At 56.7% G+C, this 17635-nt stretch carries 14 protein-coding genes; 5 read left to right on the forward strand and 9 right to left on the reverse strand.

Annotated elements, in window-relative coordinates; translation table 11 throughout:
- Positions 1-297 precede the first annotated feature (297 nt).
- The 4 genes from rpiA to ACTG2U_RS20930 all read right to left on the reverse strand — a co-directional run bounded on the left by rpiA (position 298) and on the right by ACTG2U_RS20930 (position 4674).
- On the reverse strand, positions 298-951 hold the full coding sequence (gene rpiA, locus ACTG2U_RS20915) for a ribose-5-phosphate isomerase RpiA (RefSeq protein ID WP_005353106.1): 654 nt from the start codon (positions 949-951) through the stop codon (positions 298-300).
- A gap of 161 nt (positions 952-1112) precedes the next feature.
- Entirely contained in the window at positions 1113-1709 is a 597-nt protein-coding gene (locus tag ACTG2U_RS20920) for a 5-formyltetrahydrofolate cyclo-ligase (RefSeq protein ID WP_005337635.1), read from the reverse strand.
- Positions 1710-1920: 211 nt separating this feature from the next.
- Positions 1921-3255 (reverse strand): Na+/H+ antiporter NhaC family protein, encoded by a 1335-nt coding sequence (locus ACTG2U_RS20925; protein WP_042056531.1) that lies wholly within the window; start codon positions 3253-3255, stop codon positions 1921-1923.
- A 438-nt stretch (positions 3256-3693) separates the two neighbouring features.
- On the reverse strand, positions 3694-4674 hold the full coding sequence (locus ACTG2U_RS20930; protein WP_374809937.1) for an alpha/beta hydrolase: 981 nt from the start codon (positions 4672-4674) through the stop codon (positions 3694-3696).
- Positions 4675-4947: 273 nt separating this feature from the next.
- Here ACTG2U_RS20930 and dapB point away from each other — a divergent pair, with 273 nt between their 5' ends.
- The 4 genes from dapB (at position 4948) to ACTG2U_RS20950 (ending at position 12264) form a co-directional block, all read left to right on the forward strand.
- Positions 4948-5760: a 4-hydroxy-tetrahydrodipicolinate reductase gene (gene dapB, locus ACTG2U_RS20935; protein WP_439975083.1), complete on the forward strand. Its 813-nt coding sequence runs from the start codon at positions 4948-4950 to the stop codon at positions 5758-5760.
- Between the two features lie 669 nt (positions 5761-6429).
- Positions 6430-7566 carry a glutamine-hydrolyzing carbamoyl-phosphate synthase small subunit gene (gene carA / locus ACTG2U_RS20940; protein WP_005361585.1) on the forward strand — a complete coding sequence of 379 codons (1137 nt, stop codon included), beginning with the start codon at positions 6430-6432 and terminating at the stop codon, positions 7564-7566.
- A 20-nt stretch (positions 7567-7586) separates the two neighbouring features.
- The gene (gene carB, locus ACTG2U_RS20945) at positions 7587-10811 is read left to right on the forward strand and encodes a carbamoyl-phosphate synthase large subunit (RefSeq protein WP_005361584.1); all 3225 of its coding nucleotides are present in this window, start codon (positions 7587-7589) and stop codon (positions 10809-10811) included.
- A gap of 301 nt (positions 10812-11112) precedes the next feature.
- Positions 11113-12264, forward strand: a complete 1152-nt coding sequence (locus ACTG2U_RS20950) for a DUF1615 domain-containing protein (protein WP_042056536.1) — start codon at positions 11113-11115, stop codon at positions 12262-12264.
- Positions 12265-12331: 67 nt separating this feature from the next.
- On the opposite strand, the gene ACTG2U_RS20955 is transcribed toward ACTG2U_RS20950, so the two are convergent.
- The 4 genes from ACTG2U_RS20955 to ACTG2U_RS20970 all read right to left on the reverse strand — a co-directional run bounded on the left by ACTG2U_RS20955 (position 12332) and on the right by ACTG2U_RS20970 (position 14718).
- On the reverse strand, positions 12332-12571 hold the full coding sequence (locus ACTG2U_RS20955) for a hypothetical protein (RefSeq protein ID WP_005337622.1): 240 nt from the start codon (positions 12569-12571) through the stop codon (positions 12332-12334).
- Between the two features lie 87 nt (positions 12572-12658).
- Entirely contained in the window at positions 12659-13516 is an 858-nt protein-coding gene (locus ACTG2U_RS20960) for an NERD domain-containing protein (protein ID WP_439975084.1), read from the reverse strand.
- Between the two features lie 191 nt (positions 13517-13707).
- Positions 13708-14091 (reverse strand): hypothetical protein, encoded by a 384-nt coding sequence (locus tag ACTG2U_RS20965; RefSeq protein ID WP_043825653.1) that lies wholly within the window; start codon positions 14089-14091, stop codon positions 13708-13710.
- 87 nt (positions 14092-14178) lie between these two features.
- The gene (locus tag ACTG2U_RS20970; protein ID WP_244774166.1) at positions 14179-14718 is read right to left on the reverse strand and encodes a hypothetical protein; all 540 of its coding nucleotides are present in this window, start codon (positions 14716-14718) and stop codon (positions 14179-14181) included.
- A gap of 797 nt (positions 14719-15515) precedes the next feature.
- Here ACTG2U_RS20970 and ACTG2U_RS20975 point away from each other — a divergent pair.
- Positions 15516-16658: an IS4-like element ISAs18 family transposase gene (locus ACTG2U_RS20975; RefSeq protein WP_041204923.1), complete on the forward strand. Its 1143-nt coding sequence runs from the start codon at positions 15516-15518 to the stop codon at positions 16656-16658.
- A 4-nt stretch (positions 16659-16662) separates the two neighbouring features.
- On the opposite strand, the gene ACTG2U_RS20980 is transcribed toward ACTG2U_RS20975, so the two are convergent.
- Positions 16663-17538 carry an autotransporter domain-containing protein gene (locus ACTG2U_RS20980; RefSeq protein WP_439975141.1) on the reverse strand — a complete coding sequence of 292 codons (876 nt, stop codon included), beginning with the start codon at positions 17536-17538 and terminating at the stop codon, positions 16663-16665.
- Positions 17539-17635 lie beyond the last annotated feature (97 nt).

Genomic DNA, 17635 nt, shown 5'->3' on the forward strand with positions numbered 1-17635 from the left:
AGTGCAGATTTGGTGTGCGAAGAAAACCGTAAAGTAGCAAAAACGTTTGGGAGAGGGAATATTTGTGACGAAAGTCAAATTCTTTGAAGTTATCAACGAATGTTGTAAACATCCGTATGCAACTTGTTGAGGGATAAATAAAAACGGCGCCATCAGGCGCCGTCATTTATTCACAGTGCAATGTTTGGGTCATATCCCATCCCGGGGCTCAATCAACGCCGCTATTGCGTCAGGGCTGGCAGTGTGGCGCTGGCGGGCGAGGGAGGATGCCGCTGCACTGTGCTGCCGGTGTCGGGATTACTGGGTAATCACGCCGTCCGGCGTACCGATCAGGACAACATCGGCGCCGCGGGCGGCGAACAGGCCGTTGGTGACCACGCCAACAATGGCGTTCAGTCGCACTTCCAGCGCCTTGGCGTCGGTAATGGCCATGCCTTTTACATCCAGAATGTGGTTGCCGTTGTCGGTGACCACCCCTTCACGCCACACCGGGTTGCCACCCAGTTTGCGGATTTCACGGGCCACGTATTCGCGGGCCATCGGGATCACTTCCACCGGCAGCGGGAACTGGCCCAGCACGTCGACGGTTTTGGTGTTGTCGATGATGCAGATGAACTTGTCTGCGACGGCGGCAACGATCTTCTCGCGGGTCAGGGCTGCGCCACCGCCCTTGATCATGTCGCGGGTTGCGTTGATCTCGTCGGCGCCATCCACATAGACGGAGAGGGCGTCGATCTCGTTGAGATCATATACGGTGATGCCGAAGCCCTTGAGGCGCTCGGTAGAGGCCACGGAGCTGGATACCGCCCCCTTGATCTCGTCCTTCATGGTCGCCAGCGCGTCGATAAAGTGGTTGACGGTAGAGCCGGTGCCCACCCCGACGATGGTGCCGGGAACCACATACTTGAGCGCAGCCCAACCGGCCGCCTTCTTCATTTCATCTTGAGTCATGATCGTTCCTTAAGAAAAAAGCGGGCGCATTATATCCAACCCGGTACCCCATCGCGACCTTGTTGCTCACGTTCCTGGGCAAAAAGAGGGACTTTGTAAATCGTTTGCCTGTTTATTCTGCGTTTGCGCGCACAAAGCCGGGATTGCCGGCCAAAAACAGCCTATTCAAAGCGCCAGCAGTGGCTCGGGGTGATGATCTGGGGCAGCGGCACATCCCACTCCTCTTGCGGGACGGCATCCACCTGCTGGCAGTCGTGGGCAATGCCGAGCGGCTTGGGGCCCAGCTTGTGCTCATGCCAGATGGCGAGAGTGCGATCGTAGTAGCCGCCCCCCATGCCAAGGCGATTACCCTGGGCATCGAAGGCGACCAGCGGGGTGCAGATAAGATCGAGCGTGCTGTGGGGCACCACCTGCAGGATATCCAGCTCCGGCTCTTCGATGCCGTAGCGGTTGCGTACCATGGGGCTGGTGGCGGTATAGCGCAAAAAGAGCAGGTGACCCGGGGTAAAGGGGTGGAGCACCGGCAGGTAGACCTCTTTGTGCTGGGCCCACAGCCAATGGATGGTGGGCAAGGGGTTGATCTCCCCGTCATTGGCCAGATAGAGGGCAATGCGTTTGGCGGCGAGGATCTCGGGGTGTTGCTTGAACTGGGCCAGCAGCTGTTGGGCCGCCGCTTGCTGCTCGGCCGGACTCAGATTTTTGCGGCGTTGACGAACCAGTTGGCGCAGGGATTGACGTTCGGGTTGGGACTCATGCATGGGGAACCTCTGGTATAGCTGCGCATCGATGGCTTGAACGCGCTCTACCTTAGCACATTCACTCTTGACGTTAAGGGGGGCAGGGAAACCCCGTCCCGGACGGCTGATGCCCGGGACGGTGGGATAAATGCTGGCGGATCCGATAGTGAGTCAACAAGGGCCAGGGGGTGGCCCCTGTTGATGGCATGTCGGCGCGCCAGCCTCTGGTCTGTTACTTGTCAGCTTTGCCGCGCATCTGGTGCTTCACAAACACTGCAATGAGTGCCGCTACAGCGAGTGCCATCGGGTAGAAACTCATGCTCACTACCGCCAGCGGTGACAGGGCAAAGATGGAGCCCAGCAGCAGCGCCTGTGCGCCCCAGGGGATCAGACCCTGTACCACGCAGGAGAAAATATCGAGCATGGAGGCGGCGCGGCGCGGGGTGACACCGTGGTGTTCGGCCAGATCCCGGGCTACCTTGCTGGCGACGATAATAGCCACCGTGTTGTTGGCGGTGCAGAGGTTGGTGAGGCTCACCACCCCGGCGATGCCGAGCTCGGCCGCTTTCTCGTTCTGTTCACCGTTGTGCTCGCGAGTGAAACGGGCAATCAGGGCGCTGATGCGCTCGCTGATCCATGCCAGTCCACCCTGACGTTCCATCAGGGCGCCGAGGCCGCCGATCAGCATGGAGAGCAGGAAGATCTCCTGCATGCCGGTAAAGCCCTGATAGATATCCTTGCTGAACTGACCGATGGCGTAGCCGTTGATCATGCCCACCACTCCGGCGGCCAGAATGCCGATCCCCAGCACCACAAACACATTCACTCCGGCGAGCGCCAGCCCCAGGATCAGCAGATAAGGCATCACCTTGAACAGCTCGATGGCGCTGCCGCTGGCAGGGGATTCACCCACTGACCCCAGGGTCAGATAGAGCAGGATCACCGCGATGGCAGCTGGGGCCGCAATCTTGAAGTTTTCGCGGAACTTGTCCTTCATCTCGCACCCCTGGCTGCGGGTTGCTGCTATGGTGGTGTCGGAGATGATGGAGAGGTTATCGCCAAACATGGCGCCGGAGAGAATGGTACCTGCCATCAGCACCGGATCGATACCGGCCGCCTGCGCCACACCGAGGGCCACCGGCGCCACGGCACCTATGGTGCCCATGGAGGTGCCCATGGCGGTAGCAATAAAGGCAGAGATGAGGAACAGTCCGGGCAGTAGCGCCCAGCCGGGGATGAGCGACAGACCCAGCGCTACGGTGGCATCAACGCCGCCGGTGGCCTTGGCCACGCTGGCAAAGGCGCCCGCCAGCAGATAGATAAGGCACATCGCCATGATATTGCTGTGGCCGACCCCCTTGAAGAAGGTCTCCAGATTGCTGTTGAAGCTCTCTTTGCCAAGCAGCAGGGCCAGCATCACCGCAGGCAGGGCTGCAACCGGAGCGGGGAGCTGATAGAAGGCGAATTCGACCCCCTGCAGGGTCAGCCAGGTACCGGTACCGATAAAGAGTGCGAGAAAAACCAGAAGTGGCAACAAGGCCCTGGCACTGGGTTGGATCTGGATCATGTGTTCCTCTGAAATTGAACAATGACCTCCTGTCATAAACTGCTTTGAACCTGTATCGGATAGGGATAGGGGGAAAACAGGGCGGGCATCCTGCCGCATTGGGGTGCCCACAGTAGTGAGTCAACCTCGCTTGGTCAAGATAGACGTCCAGATGGATAGGTGTTTTTGTTTGATGATTCTGGTGTTATTGAGATATCCAAAGAATATTCGGAAAAAGAAGTTGGTGTTGTTTATTGTTCATTGCTGTTCTGGCGCAGTCCGCGGGTATCTGGGGGTATCGCGTGCCTTTAATAAGGAAAGAGGTAAACGATAAGATCTCTGCATGCCATCTTGGGGATTTCTCCCGCTGCTAAACGTCAGCCGCACCTCTCTCTATCTCTACGTGAGCATGGTGAGGATATTCCCAGAACGCGTGGACACAAGACCTGGGCTGTGTGGTTACTGTGTCAATTTCTCCACCGCCTGAACGGCTGTTGTGATGGCGTCCTGTTCCAGCGTCAGCGGAATGTGGCCAATTCCGGGCAGCAGGGTGACAGGCCAGGAGATGCCGAGACGTCTTAACTCAGGTTCAAGTTGATCTGTTTGGAAGGCTTCGTCATTTGCACCTGCGATCACGGCGCAGGGGCGTTGCACATTGCGCAAATTCTGCTGATAGTCGCGCTCTGGCTGAAAGTTCGAGGCAAGGTTGAAGGAGTAGGATGGGGTCAGCAGGGATTTCGCCTCATCATTAAGGGCAAAGTTCAGCACGGTCAGATGGTTGAGTGCGGAAATATGGAAACCGTTGAGGATGCTCAGGGCGATGAGGCGAGGCAAGCCGACACGCACCCAGCCACCGCTGTTGGGCCGGTAGTTGGCGGCGGTGGGGCCAAGATAGGGGGAGAGCAGCAGATAGCTCTCGAACAGAGTTTGTCGCGCACTGCCAGCAACACGCAGGACAAAGCCACCCCCTGACGAGAAGCCGACGAGTGTTGCAGGCTTGTCGGGGGCTACCGACTTGATGAAATCTTCCAGATCGTCCTCAAGCTGGCCGATGTAGGCAATGGTGCCTTTGTTGCCCGATGCGCCATGGCCGCGAATATCGAGGGCGTAGGCGTCGTATCCCGCTTGCGAAAAGGCGCTCGCCATCTTGTGCATGCTCTGACTGCTGGCAGAAGAGCCGTGAACCAGTACCACGCTGCCCTTGACCTTGTTGTTCTCTGCGTGCTCCTTTGCGCCATAGTGCCGATAGGCCAACTGTGTGCCGTCATGCGCCGGGTATCTTGAGAGAGGTGGCATGTTGCTCCAGTCACTCCCCTTGAAAGGGTCGTTGATGCTGGCCATCGCCGGTGCCGGACTCGGCCCGCCAAACAGCAGAGCCGCGGCCAGCATGACCAGGGTCAGTGATATCAACCCCACAGCAAACAGCAATCCTGCGCTCATCCTTGCACCTCATTTGATATCGACACGGGCGTTGCCCTGATTTTGCTTATGCTGGCATTTCACTCGTTCGAACCTATCAGATGGCACCCGGTCTGCCAAATGATGGAGTGAGACGATGAAAAACGGCCTGTGACCAAAAGGAAGTTCTTGGCCAGCCAGCGGGCGCTGCCGTTGGCGAGTGCAGTAAGGAGTGGTGGCATCATGGCTTTTCAAACCCGGCGCGGGCTGGTAAAACGGTCTCTTTCCATAATTAAAAGAGATGAGAGGGTGGAGATGGACAATCCGATCCGTGTGGCCGTGATGGGCTGTAATGGTCGTATGGGCAAGGTGCTGCTGGAGGCCATCACCAACACCGATGGCGTAGTGGTCGGTGCCGCGCTGGAGCGGCCGGGTTCGGCGGTGATCAGCCTTGATGCCGGTGAGCTCAATGGGCTGGGCCATCTGGGTGTGGCCATCAGCGATAGTCTGGACAAGGTGCGCGATGAGTTTGATCTCATCATCGACTTCACCCGCCCCGAGGTGACCCTTGCCAATCTGGCTTTTGCGCTGGCCCACCACAAGCAGATGGTGATTGGCACCACCGGTTTTGACGATGCAGGCAAGGCCGCCCTGAAAGAGGCGGGCAAGCAGATCGGTATCGTGTTTGCCTCCAACTACTCGGTCGGGGTCAACCTGGTGTTCAAGCTGCTGGAGCAGGCCGCCAAGGTGATGGGGGATTATACCGACATCGAGATCATCGAAGGCCACCATCGCCACAAGGTAGATGCGCCATCCGGTACTGCGCTCTCCATGGGTGAAGTGGTCGCCAAAACGCTGGGTCGTGATCTCAAGGAGTGTGCCGTCTATGGTCGCGAGGGGATCACTGGCGAGCGGGATCGCAACACTATCGGCTTTGCCACCATTCGCGCCGGCGATCTGGTGGGGGAGCATACCGTCATGTTTGCCGATATCGGCGAGCGGGTGGAGATCAGCCACAAAGCTTCAAGTCGCCTGACTTTCGCCAACGGTGCTGTGCGGGCGGGCAAGTGGCTTGGTCAGCAGGGTGCCGGCCTTTATGACATGCAGGATGTGCTCAATCTCAAGTGATGCCTCTGAGCGGCACTTTCGTACTACTGCTATCCAGTGAAAAACCCCGGCTTGCCGGGGTTTTTGCTGTCAGTCAGCCAGAGTTTGTGTAAAAAGACACGCTGCCTGCAATTTTTAACTGAACGCCTTATAAATCACACTATTGTGTTATCTACCAGATTTTCCCTTCCTGAATGTCATCACCAGGTAACAGATTTGAGCATCTTTATGGCGGATAAAGCCATTTTTTTACATGGGCTGAAAAAGACTAAAAATTCAAATGAGGAAAAACGTTTTCCATTTTTCATGTTCACTCTTGTCATCGTAAAAGCGTTAAATTTGTCATTAATGTTTTTTGTGTAAAAATAAATGCCATTGTTTTAATTGGTTTTTTTGTTTGTTTTTGTCGTTATCTCTGGCTTGGTGGCATCTTTTGGTGGTGGTTTTTCCTTTTCTTTCGCGGGAGGGGGTTGCAAAGCGATTAAGTGCATAGATAATGGGTAATGTTGCTTTTTTATTGAATTTAGATGCATTTCATCTGAGAAAAGACGTTGAAATGCCACTTTTTTTAAGTAGAATGCGCCCAATTTGCCAGAAATCTGCCGGGTTCGAGTCCTGTCCAAGACCGGAACCGAGCCCGCAATACCCAGGTAAATTGCTGAATTTAAAGCTAAATAACTGGAGGTTGTCTTGAATCACACTGCATTGCTAGTGCTGGAAGATGGAACTGTGTTCAAAGGCGTGTCGATAGGCGCCGAGGGATGTTCCGTTGGTGAAGTGGTTTTCAATACGTCGATGACGGGCTATCAGGAAATCCTCACCGATCCCTCTTATTCCCGTCAGATCGTCACCCTCACTTACCCCCATATAGGCAACACCGGCACCAACAGCGAAGATGAAGAGTCCAGTCAGATCCATGCTCAGGGATTGATCATCCGGGACCTTCCGATACTTGCCTCCAATTTCCGCAATCAGCAATCCCTCTCCGAATACCTCAAGTCTCACAACATCGTTGGCATCGCCGACATCGACACCCGTAAACTGACCCGCATCCTGCGCGAGAAAGGCGCTCAGGCTGGCTGCATTCTGGCCGGGAAACAGGTCGATGAAGCCTATGCTCTCGAACAGGCCCGCGCCTTCCCCGGTCTGAAGGGGATGGATCTGGCCAAAGAGGTGACGGTTGGTGAGGCGTACAACTGGACGACCGGGAGCTGGCAGCTTGGCAAGGGGCACGTCACCCCGGATGCCGACCAGCTGAAATACCACGTGGTAGCCTATGACTTTGGCGTCAAGCGCAACATCCTGCGGATGCTGGTTGACCGTGGCTGCCGCCTGACCGTGGTGCCTGCCAAGACCCCGGCCGCCGAGGTACTGGCTATGAACCCGGATGGCATCTTCCTCTCCAACGGCCCCGGCGACCCCGAGCCGTGCGACTACGCCATCGAGGCCATCAAGGCTTTCCTTAATACCAACACGCCGGTGTTCGGTATCTGTCTGGGTCACCAGCTGCTGGGTCTGGCCTCCGGTGCCAAGACCGTCAAGATGAAGTTTGGCCACCATGGCGCCAACCATCCGGTGAAGAGCCTTGATGACAACACTGTGATGATCACCGCCCAGAACCACGGCTTTGCGGTAGACGAGAACAGCCTGCCGGATTGCCTGCGCGCCACCCACGTCTCCCTGTTCGATGGTTCCCTGCAAGGTATCCATCGCACCGACCGCCCGGCCTTCAGCTTCCAGGGGCACCCCGAAGCGAGCCCGGGCCCGCACGATTGTGCCGGTCTCTTTGACCACTTTATTGAATTGATTAAGCAGTATCGCGCCTAAGAAATAGAGGAAAGAGTTTCATGCCAAAACGTAACGACCTTCAGAGCATCCTGATCCTCGGCGCCGGCCCCATCGTCATCGGCCAGGCCTGCGAATTTGACTACTCCGGCGCCCAGGCGTGCAAAGCCCTGCGCGAGGAGGGCTACCGCGTCATTCTGGTCAACTCCAACCCGGCCACCATCATGACCGACCCGGAGATGGCGGACGCCACCTACATCGAGCCCATCACCTGGGAAGTAGTGCGCGAAATCATCAAGAAAGAGCGCCCGGACGCCATCCTGCCTACCATGGGCGGCCAGACTGCACTCAACTGCGCACTGGCGCTGGAGAAGCATGGCGTGCTGGCCGAGTTCGGTGTCGAAATGATCGGTGCCACTGCCGATGCCATCGACAAGGCCGAAGATCGCTCCCGCTTTGACAAGGCGATGCGCAGCATTGGCCTCGAGTGCCCGCGTGCCGGCATCGCCCACAACATGGAAGAGGCGTGGGGCGTGCAGCAGATGGTGGGCTTCCCCTGCATCATCCGTCCCTCCTTCACTATGGGTGGTTCAGGTGGCGGCATCGCCTACAACACCGAAGAGTTCGTCGAGATCTGCGAGCGCGGTCTGGATCTCTCACCGACCAAAGAGCTGCTCATCGACGAGTCGCTGATCGGCTGGAAAGAGTACGAGATGGAGGTGGTGCGGGATCGCAACGACAACTGCATCATCGTCTGCGCCATCGAAAACTTCGACCCCATGGGTATTCACACCGGTGACTCCATCACGGTCGCACCAGCCCAGACGCTGACCGACAAGGAGTACCAGCTGATGCGCAACGCCTCCATGGCGGTGCTGCGCGAAATCGGCGTCGAGACCGGCGGCTCCAACGTCCAGTTCGGTATCAACCCGAAAGATGGCCGCATGGTCATCATCGAGATGAACCCGCGGGTGTCGCGCTCCTCCGCGCTGGCCTCCAAGGCGACCGGTTTCCCCATCGCCAAGATCGCAGCCAAGCTCGCCATCGGTTACACCCTGGACGAGCTGATGAACGACATCACCGGTGGTCGCACTCCGGCCTCCTTCGAGCCGGCCATCGACTACGTGGTGACCAAGGTGCCGCGCTTCAACTTCGAAAAATTCGCCGGTGCCAACGACCGTCTGACGACCCAGATGAAGTCGGTCGGTGAAGTGATGGCCATCGGCCGCAACTTCCAGGAGTCCCTGCACAAGGCGCTGCGCAGCCTCGAAACCGGCAAAACCGGCTTCGACCCCATGGTTGACCTCAATGCCCCGGACTCCCTGACCCGCATCCGCCACGAGCTGCAGGACGCCGGTAGCGACCGTATCTTCTATATCGCCGATGCGTTCCGCGCCGGTCTCTCCATGGACGGCATCTTCAAGCTGACCAAGATTGACCCCTGGTTCCTGGTACAGATTGAAGACCTGGTGAAGCTGGAAGAAGAGGTGAAAGAGCGCGGCATGGCCGGTCTCGATGCCGACTTCCTGCGTGCCCTCAAGCGCAAAGGCTTTGCCGATGCCCGTCTGGCCAAGATCCTCGGTGTGGCCGAAGGGGAAGTGCGCAAACTGCGCGCCCGTCACAACATCTTCCCGGTCTACAAGCGGGTCGATACCTGCGCCGCCGAGTTCGCCACCAACACCGCCTACATGTACTCCAGCTATGACGAGGAGTGCGAAGCGGCCCCGAGCAACCGCGACAAGATCATGATCATCGGCGGCGGCCCGAACCGTATCGGTCAGGGTATCGAGTTCGACTACTGCTGCGTGCACGCGGCGCTGGCCCTGCGCGAAGATGGTTACGAGACCATCATGGTCAACTGCAACCCGGAGACTGTCTCTACCGATTACGACACCTCGGATCGTCTCTACTTCGAGCCGGTGACCCTGGAAGATGTGCTGGAAATCGTGCGCATCGAAAAACCCAAGGGCGTGATTGTCCAGTACGGTGGCCAGACCCCGCTGAAACTGGCCCGTGCACTGGAAGCCAACGGCGTACCGATCATCGGTACCAGCCCGGATGCCATCGACCGCGCCGAAGACCGCGAGCGCTTCCAGTCTGCTGTCGAGCGCCTCGGCCTCAAGCAGCCGGAAAATGGCACCGTCACCGCGCTGGAGCAGGCCGTGCTGCTGGCCGAGCGTATCACCTACCCGCTGGTGGTTCGCCCCTCCTACGTGCTGGGTGGCCGCGCCATGGAAATCGTCTATGACGAGCAGGATCTGCGTCGCTACTTCGCCGAGGCGGTGAGCGTCTCCAACGAATCGCCGGTACTGCTGGACCGCTTCCTGGACGATGCGACCGAACTGGACGTGGATGCTATCTGCGACGGTACCGATGTGGTCATCGGCGGCATCATGGAGCACATCGAGCAGGCCGGTATCCACTCCGGTGACTCCGGTTGCTCCCTGCCTCCCTATACCTTGTCCAGGAAGATTCAGGACGAGATCCGCGAGCAGGTGCGCAAGCTGGCGCTGGAGCTCGGCGTTATCGGCCTGATGAACGTGCAGTTCGCGGTCAAGGGCGATGACATCTACCTCATCGAGGTGAACCCGCGTGCCGCCCGTACCGTGCCGTTCGTCTCCAAGGCGACCGGTGCCCCGCTGGCCAAGATTGCCGCTCGTGTGATGGCCGGCCAGTCGCTGCAAGAACAGGGCTTTACCAAAGAGATCATCCCGCCCTACTACTCGGTGAAAGAGGTGGTACTGCCGTTCGCCAAGTTCCCGGGAGTTGACCCGCTGCTGGGGCCAGAGATGCGCTCCACCGGTGAGGTAATGGGAGTGGGCAGCAGCTTTGCCGAGGCCTATGCCAAGGCGCAGCTGGGTGCCAACCACGCCGTACCGAAAGAGGGTCGTGCCCTCTTGTCTGTGCGTCACAGTGACAAGGCTCAGGTGGTCGATTTGGCTGCCAAGCTGCTGGAGCTGGGCTACGAGCTGGATGCCACTCACGGCACCGCGGTCGCGCTGGGTGAAGCGAGCATCAACCCGCGCCTGGTCAACAAGGTGCACGAAGGTCGCCCGCACATTCTCGACCGCATCAAGAATGGCGAGTACACCTACATCGTCAACACCGCCGAAGGGCGGGTGGCGATCCAGGACTCCAAGCAGCTGCGTCGCGCAGCCTTGCAGAACAAGGTGGCGTATACCACCACCATGAATGAGGCATTTGCCACCTGCATGGCCATCAGCGTGGATGCCACCGCCAATGTCAACTCGGTGCAGGAGCTGCACCAGAAGGTGAAAAACCGCTAAGAGTTTGCAGCGGGCATCAGCCCGACTTGCCAGACGCCCAACCCCCGCCAGCGATGGCGGGGGTTTCTTTTTATCTGTCGCTAAGCGTTCGGTTCGGGCCGGGTGAGTCATTGAGGAAGGTCATGAGTTCCGCATCGGAGACAACGGATGGCGCGTGGGGTGGCAAAAGCTGGCAAGGGGAGGGGACGCTGCGAGCGCGGGTTTCAACTGCAGCAGGCAATCCTCTACAATGGCCCCACTTTGCTTGTCAGTGCAGTGCCAGCGGCGCTGCCTGTCTGGCCAACAAAAAATGGACATGCTTATGACCGCTTTGCCTTCCTGTCGTCTTCTTGCCTTCTGCTCCGCCTTGCTGCTGGCTGGTTGTGCCAGTGATCCCGCCTCCGCGCCTGCCAAAGAGGTGAGCGTGAGCAACCCCAAAACGCCGCCTGCCATGCAGCCGCGCAAACCGGCGGATATGAAGAGCCGCATCGTGCGCTTCTTGCCCCGTCAGGTGCCTGACAAACAAGGGTGGGCCAACGACGTGGTGACGGCGCTCACCACCCAGGGGGTGACGGTGAATGATCACAATGTCTGTAGCGTGCTGGCGGTGGCGGAGCAGGAAGCCACTTATCAGGCCGACCCCGTGGTGCCGGGCCTTGGCAAGATCGCCTGGAAAGAGATCAACTCACGGGCAGCCAAGCTGCTGATCCCCGAATTTATGGTGCGGGCCGCGCTCTCCATCAACTCGCCCACCGGCAAGAGCTATGCCGAGCGCATCGACAAGTTGCGTACCGAACGGGAGATGAGTGAAATCTTCGAAGATATGATCAGCATGCTGCCGATGGGCAAGACGCTGTTTGGCAACCTCAACCCGGTGCATACTGGCGGCCCGATGCAGGTGAGCATCGCCTTTGCAGAGGCCAACGCCCGTGGCTACCCCTATCCAATCAAGGATTCCATCCGCCACGAAGTCTTTACCCGTCGCGGCGGCATCTGGTTTGGCACCAAACATATCTTCGGTTATCCCGCCGACTACCCGGATACCCTCTACCGCTTTGCCGATTTCAACGCCGGCTGGTACGCCAGTCGCAATGCTGCTTTTCAGGCCGCCGTCAGCCGCCTAAGTGGCAAAACTCTGGCGCTGGACGGGGATCTGATCCGCTATGACTCGGATCTGCCGGGCAATACCGAGCTTGCCGTCTACACCCTCGCCAACCGGGTCAATATGAGCAAACAGGCGATCCACCAGAGCCTGCGCAAAGGGGATACCGCCGAATTTGCCGAGACCGATCTCTACCATCGCATCTTTACTCTGGCCGACAAGCAAGCGGGCAAGCGATTGCCCCGCGCCATCCTGCCCGGCATTCAGCTAAAGAGCCCGAAAATTACCCGCAACCTCACCACCGCCTGGTTTGCCAAGCGGGTGGATGACAGAGAGCAGCGATGTGTGCGGCAGATGGCGACGATTAGGTAGGACTGGATTTGCTTCGAGACTAGTTGCAAAGCGGGTTGCCATTGTTAATGGCAACCCGCACGCATGCTTAATAGACCCTCCAACGGAAGCCTTTCGCTTGCATGCAATCCGTGATTACTTCGTTTTTTTCTTCGGCAGAAATATCGTTAAGACGTATCTCATATCTGCATTGAGATAATGCAGTGAGGGTATCGTCATCTGTAACACCTTCTTTTTTCCATGTCGGTTGTGGTGGTGATGCACAAGCTGTCATTAGCATGCTGATGCTGGCCACTACTGCTAATACCGACATTTTCTTGATGTTCATTAATCAACTCCCTTTGAATAGATGTGTTTTGGTTTGTGAATATGGGTGAACCTTTTATGGTTTTGGCCGTACTTCAGGTCGGTATGTTTATTGGTGTGGTGTAATCCCCCGACATGTTGGATAGCTACTGCATCCCCAAAACCGATTGCCTCGGTTATCCCCCCGTTTGGCGGTACGCAATACCATCGGGTTGCCGCATCTGGGCCATAGTGGATTTGCTTGGGTGAGCGATTCGGTGATGGTTGGCGCGGCGTTCACCACCTGATTGACCACAGGCATTGCAGCTACGGATAAAGGCGGGCGGGGAACCTCGCTGTGACGTGCTTTCCACTGAGCCACATGCTGTTTATGGGTCTGCCAATTGGCGGCCAGTCGTCCCCGCTGGATGGTGTCGATCACTCTGGTGACTTCGACAGGGGTCAACACCTGCGTGGTTTTACTCTTGATATAGCGAATAAGCCCACGGTTCATCACGTTATCCGGCATGGGGGTTTTAAAGGTGCAGTCGCCAATAAAGTAGATAATCGAATGGAGCTGATGATCAGCAAGACCCAGCAAGGATTTGAGCGTCATCAGGTGCAGATAGTTTTGGCGCAGGGGATTTTGAAAGGTATGTCTGCGGCGATAGAGCTGCTGGGTCCAGCTCTTATGGGCCGGATTGCCAAATATCCACCCCTTGATGTTCTTGGTCTCGATCACAAACAGCCCGAAGCGCGAGACGATCACATGGTCGATCTGGGTAGTACCCTGCGGGTTCGGTAGGGTCACGTTCTTGAGCTGGTGGTACTCCCGCTTGTCGAGAAAAAGCCGGATGCCCAAGTTGATAAATGTCTCCCCAACCATCCCCTTGAACCTGGGCGTTTTGATCAGGGTGGCAATCAACAACAGGGGCAGCAGATACCAGAACTGGTCTAGCAGAACAGCAATAACGGGTGTGAAGTCCATTTCAACTCGCTTTGGAATTGGGCTATGAGGTGCCGAATTGAGCCATCCTAACAATTTCATCAACAGGAATATGTGACAGATTGCACTAACTCTGTGACAAGGCTGGATTTTTTGGGGCGGGATGGTAAATCACAGGTGCAAAAAAGCCCCTTGGTGGGGCTTGGTGTCTGGCAAGGCCGGTGTCGGGGTTATCAATCGAACAGGATGCGGCCGCTGGTGCCGGCATCGCTGTCTTTCCAGCTGGCACCGCTTTTGCGCAGGGTGTAAGTGATGGTCTCCTGCTTGAATTTCAGGTAGTCGCTGCCGCTGTGGCTTGGTTTTACCTGATTGCCATCGATATAGGTCTCCCCTGTGGTATCGACGTGAATTTCGGCCACGGTGCGGCCATCGTCAGTGACCGCCTTATAGTTGCCAGCCCACGGGCTCTCGTCACCATACTGCACGGCCCCTTCCTGAGCGTGCTCTTGGGCATGGGTCTTGTGGCCGTGATGGCTTTTGGCCACGGCGCAGCCGGAGATACCGACCGCCAGCAGGCAACCGAGGGTGATATTGAGCAGAGTCTGTTTGGATTTCATCTTCATTTACCTGTATCAAATAATTGCAATGGATAAGGGGTGGAGCCCCCACGGTCGGTGTGGGCCCCGTTGAGCCGTGGCTCGAAATCAGTCCTGATTGATGCCAGAAATATGGCCGCGGGCGTCGGTGAGGCAGTGCCAGAGCCGGTCATGGGGCCCCTTGATATCAATCATCATCCCCGCCTGGGAGTCGGCCACATAGTCGAGGGTCAGTTTGCTGCGGCTGACGCCCGCTTTTCTGGCGACGGCGTTCATGCAGGCGTTCTCGGCAACCTTGGTTTGCGCAGTGCTGCCGTTGTAGGCACTGCTGCTGGCGCTCTCACCATCGCCGTCGTCATCGTTCTCATCGTCATTGAGCTGGCAGGCGCCGCTGTCGCCATTTTTGACAAAATAGGTGATGCCCCAGTCGCCATTTTTCACCATGGAGAGGGTGGTGCGCCCCTTGCTCGCCTCGTAGAAATTTGAATTCACTTTTTTAAGTGGAACTTGCTGGTTATTGATATAAGCCGTGCCATCTTCGACGCGAAGATTAATATGTCCAGGACAGCTGGCGGATAAATCAGGCACCCCTGCATATGCGGTTCCGGTCATGACCAATACAGAGAGAGCAAGCAGCGTTTTTTTCATCAGATAACCTCAAATCAACAAGGATCAGCAAGTGTGATGTCGTCAAAATAACGGTTGCTATGCCTGAACGTTATTTCTGTGCTCATTGCACACCTGTTATCGGTAGCCCGCAGTCAGTCGTTTCAGTGCGCCTCGTCCTGCCGGGATGACGCCAAATTTAGCAGTCGGGTGATCTAAGTAAAATAAAACAGGATTAATTGGATTCATAAAATATGAAAAACTATAAATCATTTAAAACAATGATTTAGGTGCTGTTCAAGTCACTGTGCAAAAGATGGGGGACCTCCGGGTTGGTTCCTTATGGGCATCGATAAGGTTGGCCATCGGTCAGTGATGTCGGGCGTTTGGTATTTTTTCTGTTGCAAGCGGGCGCAGGCTGGCGACATCACTGGGCCACTGAGCCATTGCGTACCGTAAATATACAGATAAAAACTCCAATATTCTGTGTGTGAGGGTGGAAAATTTGGCCTGCCAGCAGGAAGATATTTTTACCTGATATGACTGGAACGTGAGAAATATGAAAGGGGGCAGATCAATAAATCCTCCATCAATACGGGCATAATTATCTGGAGTGTTACTGTGCTTTCTCTGAGGATTGCCCACTCGTGGCAGGAAAATATAACGACTTAGAAACTCATGGCCAACCCGATGGAATAACCGCTGGTGTTGTGGCTGAACATATAGCGGGCAACCAGCCGGGTACGGGCTTAACCATCCCCTCATATGAGCGAGGCGTGGCGCGGCTTCTGAGGTATGATCGCCATCCTTGACCAGCTAATACCCAACAGACTATCCCCATGTTTAACCACGAACTAATCCTCAACCACATCGACGATATATTTGGACAGGACATGCATGCTAAGCGTGTTCTTTCCCTCGCCAATGCTACCCTCGGGGTTATCGAGTCAGGTTCACTGGCCATCCACGCCATCGGTAGTGGCCTCTCCTTGGCCAACGGTCTCGAACGTAAACATGCGGTTAAACAGGTGGATCGCCTGCTCACTAACACCAAGCTCAATGTCTGGAGCCTCTTTGACGATTGGGTGCCCTATGTGGTCGGTGAACGTACCGAGATCGTAGTCTCCATGGACTGGACCGAATTCGATGCCGATGATCACAGTACCTTGGTTATCAGCCTGCAAACCAACCACGGTCGCAGTACTCCGCTGCTGTGGAAAACCCATCGGAAATCGTTGCTCAAAGGGCAACGCAATGCCCATGAGAAAGAGCTGCTCACCAAGCTCAAGCAGACGTTGCCAGAGGGTATCTTCGTGACGGTAGTAGCTGACCGCGGCTTTGGTTACATGGAGCTGTTCGAACGCCTGGAGCAAGAGCTAGGCTTTGCTTATCTCATTAGATTTAAAGGAAATGTTTTGGTTGGTTACCCTGGTGTAGAGCAGGTTCCAGCTCGGGACTGGCTAACGCCGACCGGGCGCACCCGAACCCTCAAAGCGGTGGAGCTAACTGGGCAGCGACAGCCTGTCGAACGGGTCTATTGTTGTCATAAGAGTGGCATGAAAGACGCGTGGTTTCTGGCCAGTAACCGGACCGACCTGAGCGCCGCCAAGGCGTTGCAACTATACGGCCAGCGCTGGGGTATCGAGACCAGTTTTCGTGATATCAAAGATTACAAATTCGGCATGGGTATGGGAGATGTGCACATCAGTAATCCGGTCCGGCGCGACCGACTGTTTTTATTCAGTGCCCTGGCCATCGTCTTGCTGACGCTGCTGGGTAAGGCTGGAGACAGTGTCGGTCTAGAGAGAACGATCAAGGTCAATACCAGCAAGAGCCGAACCTATTCGTTCTTTCGGCAAGGGGTCATCTATTACCAGTTGTTACCTAAAATGAAAGAAGCCAATGCGGTCTTGTTGATGGATAAATTTATCTACTACCTGAAGCAACACCGCTTATATACCCGCACACTTGGAATTATTTGAGTCTCTAAAAATGAGGGGATCTCTGAGGGGTACGGGTGACTATGATGTCGTATTTGCTGCTGTCCAGCTCCAGACCGGCGCCGATAGAGTTGAGGGAGTCAAAGCCAAGCAACCCCCGCTGCTCCCCCAGATATGCGGTATGGGCCCCCTCCAGTACATAGCGCACCGGTCTGTCGAGCAGTGTCCAGTCAAACAGTGGGGCCCGGCGGCGCAGATAGAGGCCGAGGTTCTCCGCCTCGGCGTGACCACGGACGCTGGTCGAAGTGCCGCCAAAGCTCTGCAGGTGCTGGTAGGAGTAGCGCACTTCGATATCGATATCCTGCGTCTTTGAAAAGAGCTCGTAGTCGAGCATCAGCGAGCCCCCCAGTCCGTACATATTGAGCTGTCCACCATCGAGAAAATCCAGCGAATAGCCCTTGGTTCGCTCCAGCAGCCAGTTGCCGATCCGCAGATCGCTGGCCATGGTACCGAGCGAGACGTTGGCGATGGGGCGCAGCACCCAGTGGCCACCGCGCGGGTCTTCATGGAGGGCGATATCCCAGCCGATCCCGCCAGAGGCGGTCAGGCTGTTCCACTTGGTCGGGAGGGTGCGGCTCTCTGTGCCGTTGCTCACCACAAACTGGGGATCGTAGCGGCTAAAGCCGATCGCCCCTTCCAGATAGATGGGCACGGCTTCGCTCATGGTGGCGCCGCCGCCGATCTGGGTCATGTTGAGGGCGGCAGATTGATTGGTGCCGCTGCCGATATCGAGGTTGCTGGCGGTGATGTCGGGCACCACGGTGAAGGTCATCAGCGAGAGCACCGCATTGGCGCGCTCCTGTGCCCACTCCTGATCCTGTGTTGCGGCTTTGACGGCGCCGCCGGATAGCGCCAGCAGCATTGGCAACAACATCTGCCATAAAGAGAAGCAAGAGCTGTGCATGAGTGTGGTTCCCGATAAGCGGCGTCTGATTGCCCTGGCTTTACTGTAGCGAGCT

This window comes from Aeromonas sp. 95A (genome assembly GCF_051919235.1).
GTDB classification, from domain to species: domain Bacteria; phylum Pseudomonadota; class Gammaproteobacteria; order Enterobacterales; family Aeromonadaceae; genus Aeromonas; species Aeromonas veronii.

What these genes read in the sequence shown, in the direction of transcription:
- rpiA (WP_005353106.1), bottom strand. Translation starts at nt 951, where the DNA reads ATGACTCAAGATGAAATGAAGAAGGCGGCCGGTTGGGCTGCGCTCAAG.
- ACTG2U_RS20920 (WP_005337635.1), bottom strand. Translation starts at nt 1,709, where the DNA reads ATGCATGAGTCCCAACCCGAACGTCAATCCCTGCGCCAACTGGTTCGT.
- ACTG2U_RS20925 (WP_042056531.1), bottom strand. Translation starts at nt 3,255, where the DNA reads ATGATCCAGATCCAACCCAGTGCCAGGGCCTTGTTGCCACTTCTGGTT.
- ACTG2U_RS20930 (WP_374809937.1), bottom strand. Translation starts at nt 4,674, where the DNA reads ATGAGCGCAGGATTGCTGTTTGCTGTGGGGTTGATATCACTGACCCTG.
- dapB (WP_439975083.1), top strand. Translation starts at nt 4,948, where the DNA reads ATGGACAATCCGATCCGTGTGGCCGTGATGGGCTGTAATGGTCGTATG.
- carB (WP_005361584.1), top strand. Translation starts at nt 7,587, where the DNA reads ATGCCAAAACGTAACGACCTTCAGAGCATCCTGATCCTCGGCGCCGGC.
- ACTG2U_RS20950 (WP_042056536.1), top strand. Translation starts at nt 11,113, where the DNA reads ATGACCGCTTTGCCTTCCTGTCGTCTTCTTGCCTTCTGCTCCGCCTTG.
- ACTG2U_RS20955 (WP_005337622.1), bottom strand. Translation starts at nt 12,571, where the DNA reads ATGAACATCAAGAAAATGTCGGTATTAGCAGTAGTGGCCAGCATCAGC.
- ACTG2U_RS20960 (WP_439975084.1), bottom strand. Translation starts at nt 13,516, where the DNA reads ATGGACTTCACACCCGTTATTGCTGTTCTGCTAGACCAGTTCTGGTAT.
- ACTG2U_RS20965 (WP_043825653.1), bottom strand. Translation starts at nt 14,091, where the DNA reads ATGAAATCCAAACAGACTCTGCTCAATATCACCCTCGGTTGCCTGCTG.
- ACTG2U_RS20970 (WP_244774166.1), bottom strand. Translation starts at nt 14,718, where the DNA reads ATGAAAAAAACGCTGCTTGCTCTCTCTGTATTGGTCATGACCGGAACC.
- ACTG2U_RS20975 (WP_041204923.1), top strand. Translation starts at nt 15,516, where the DNA reads ATGTTTAACCACGAACTAATCCTCAACCACATCGACGATATATTTGGA.
- ACTG2U_RS20980 (WP_439975141.1), bottom strand. Translation starts at nt 17,538, where the DNA reads ATGCTGCTGGCGCTATCCGGCGGCGCCGTCAAAGCCGCAACACAGGAT.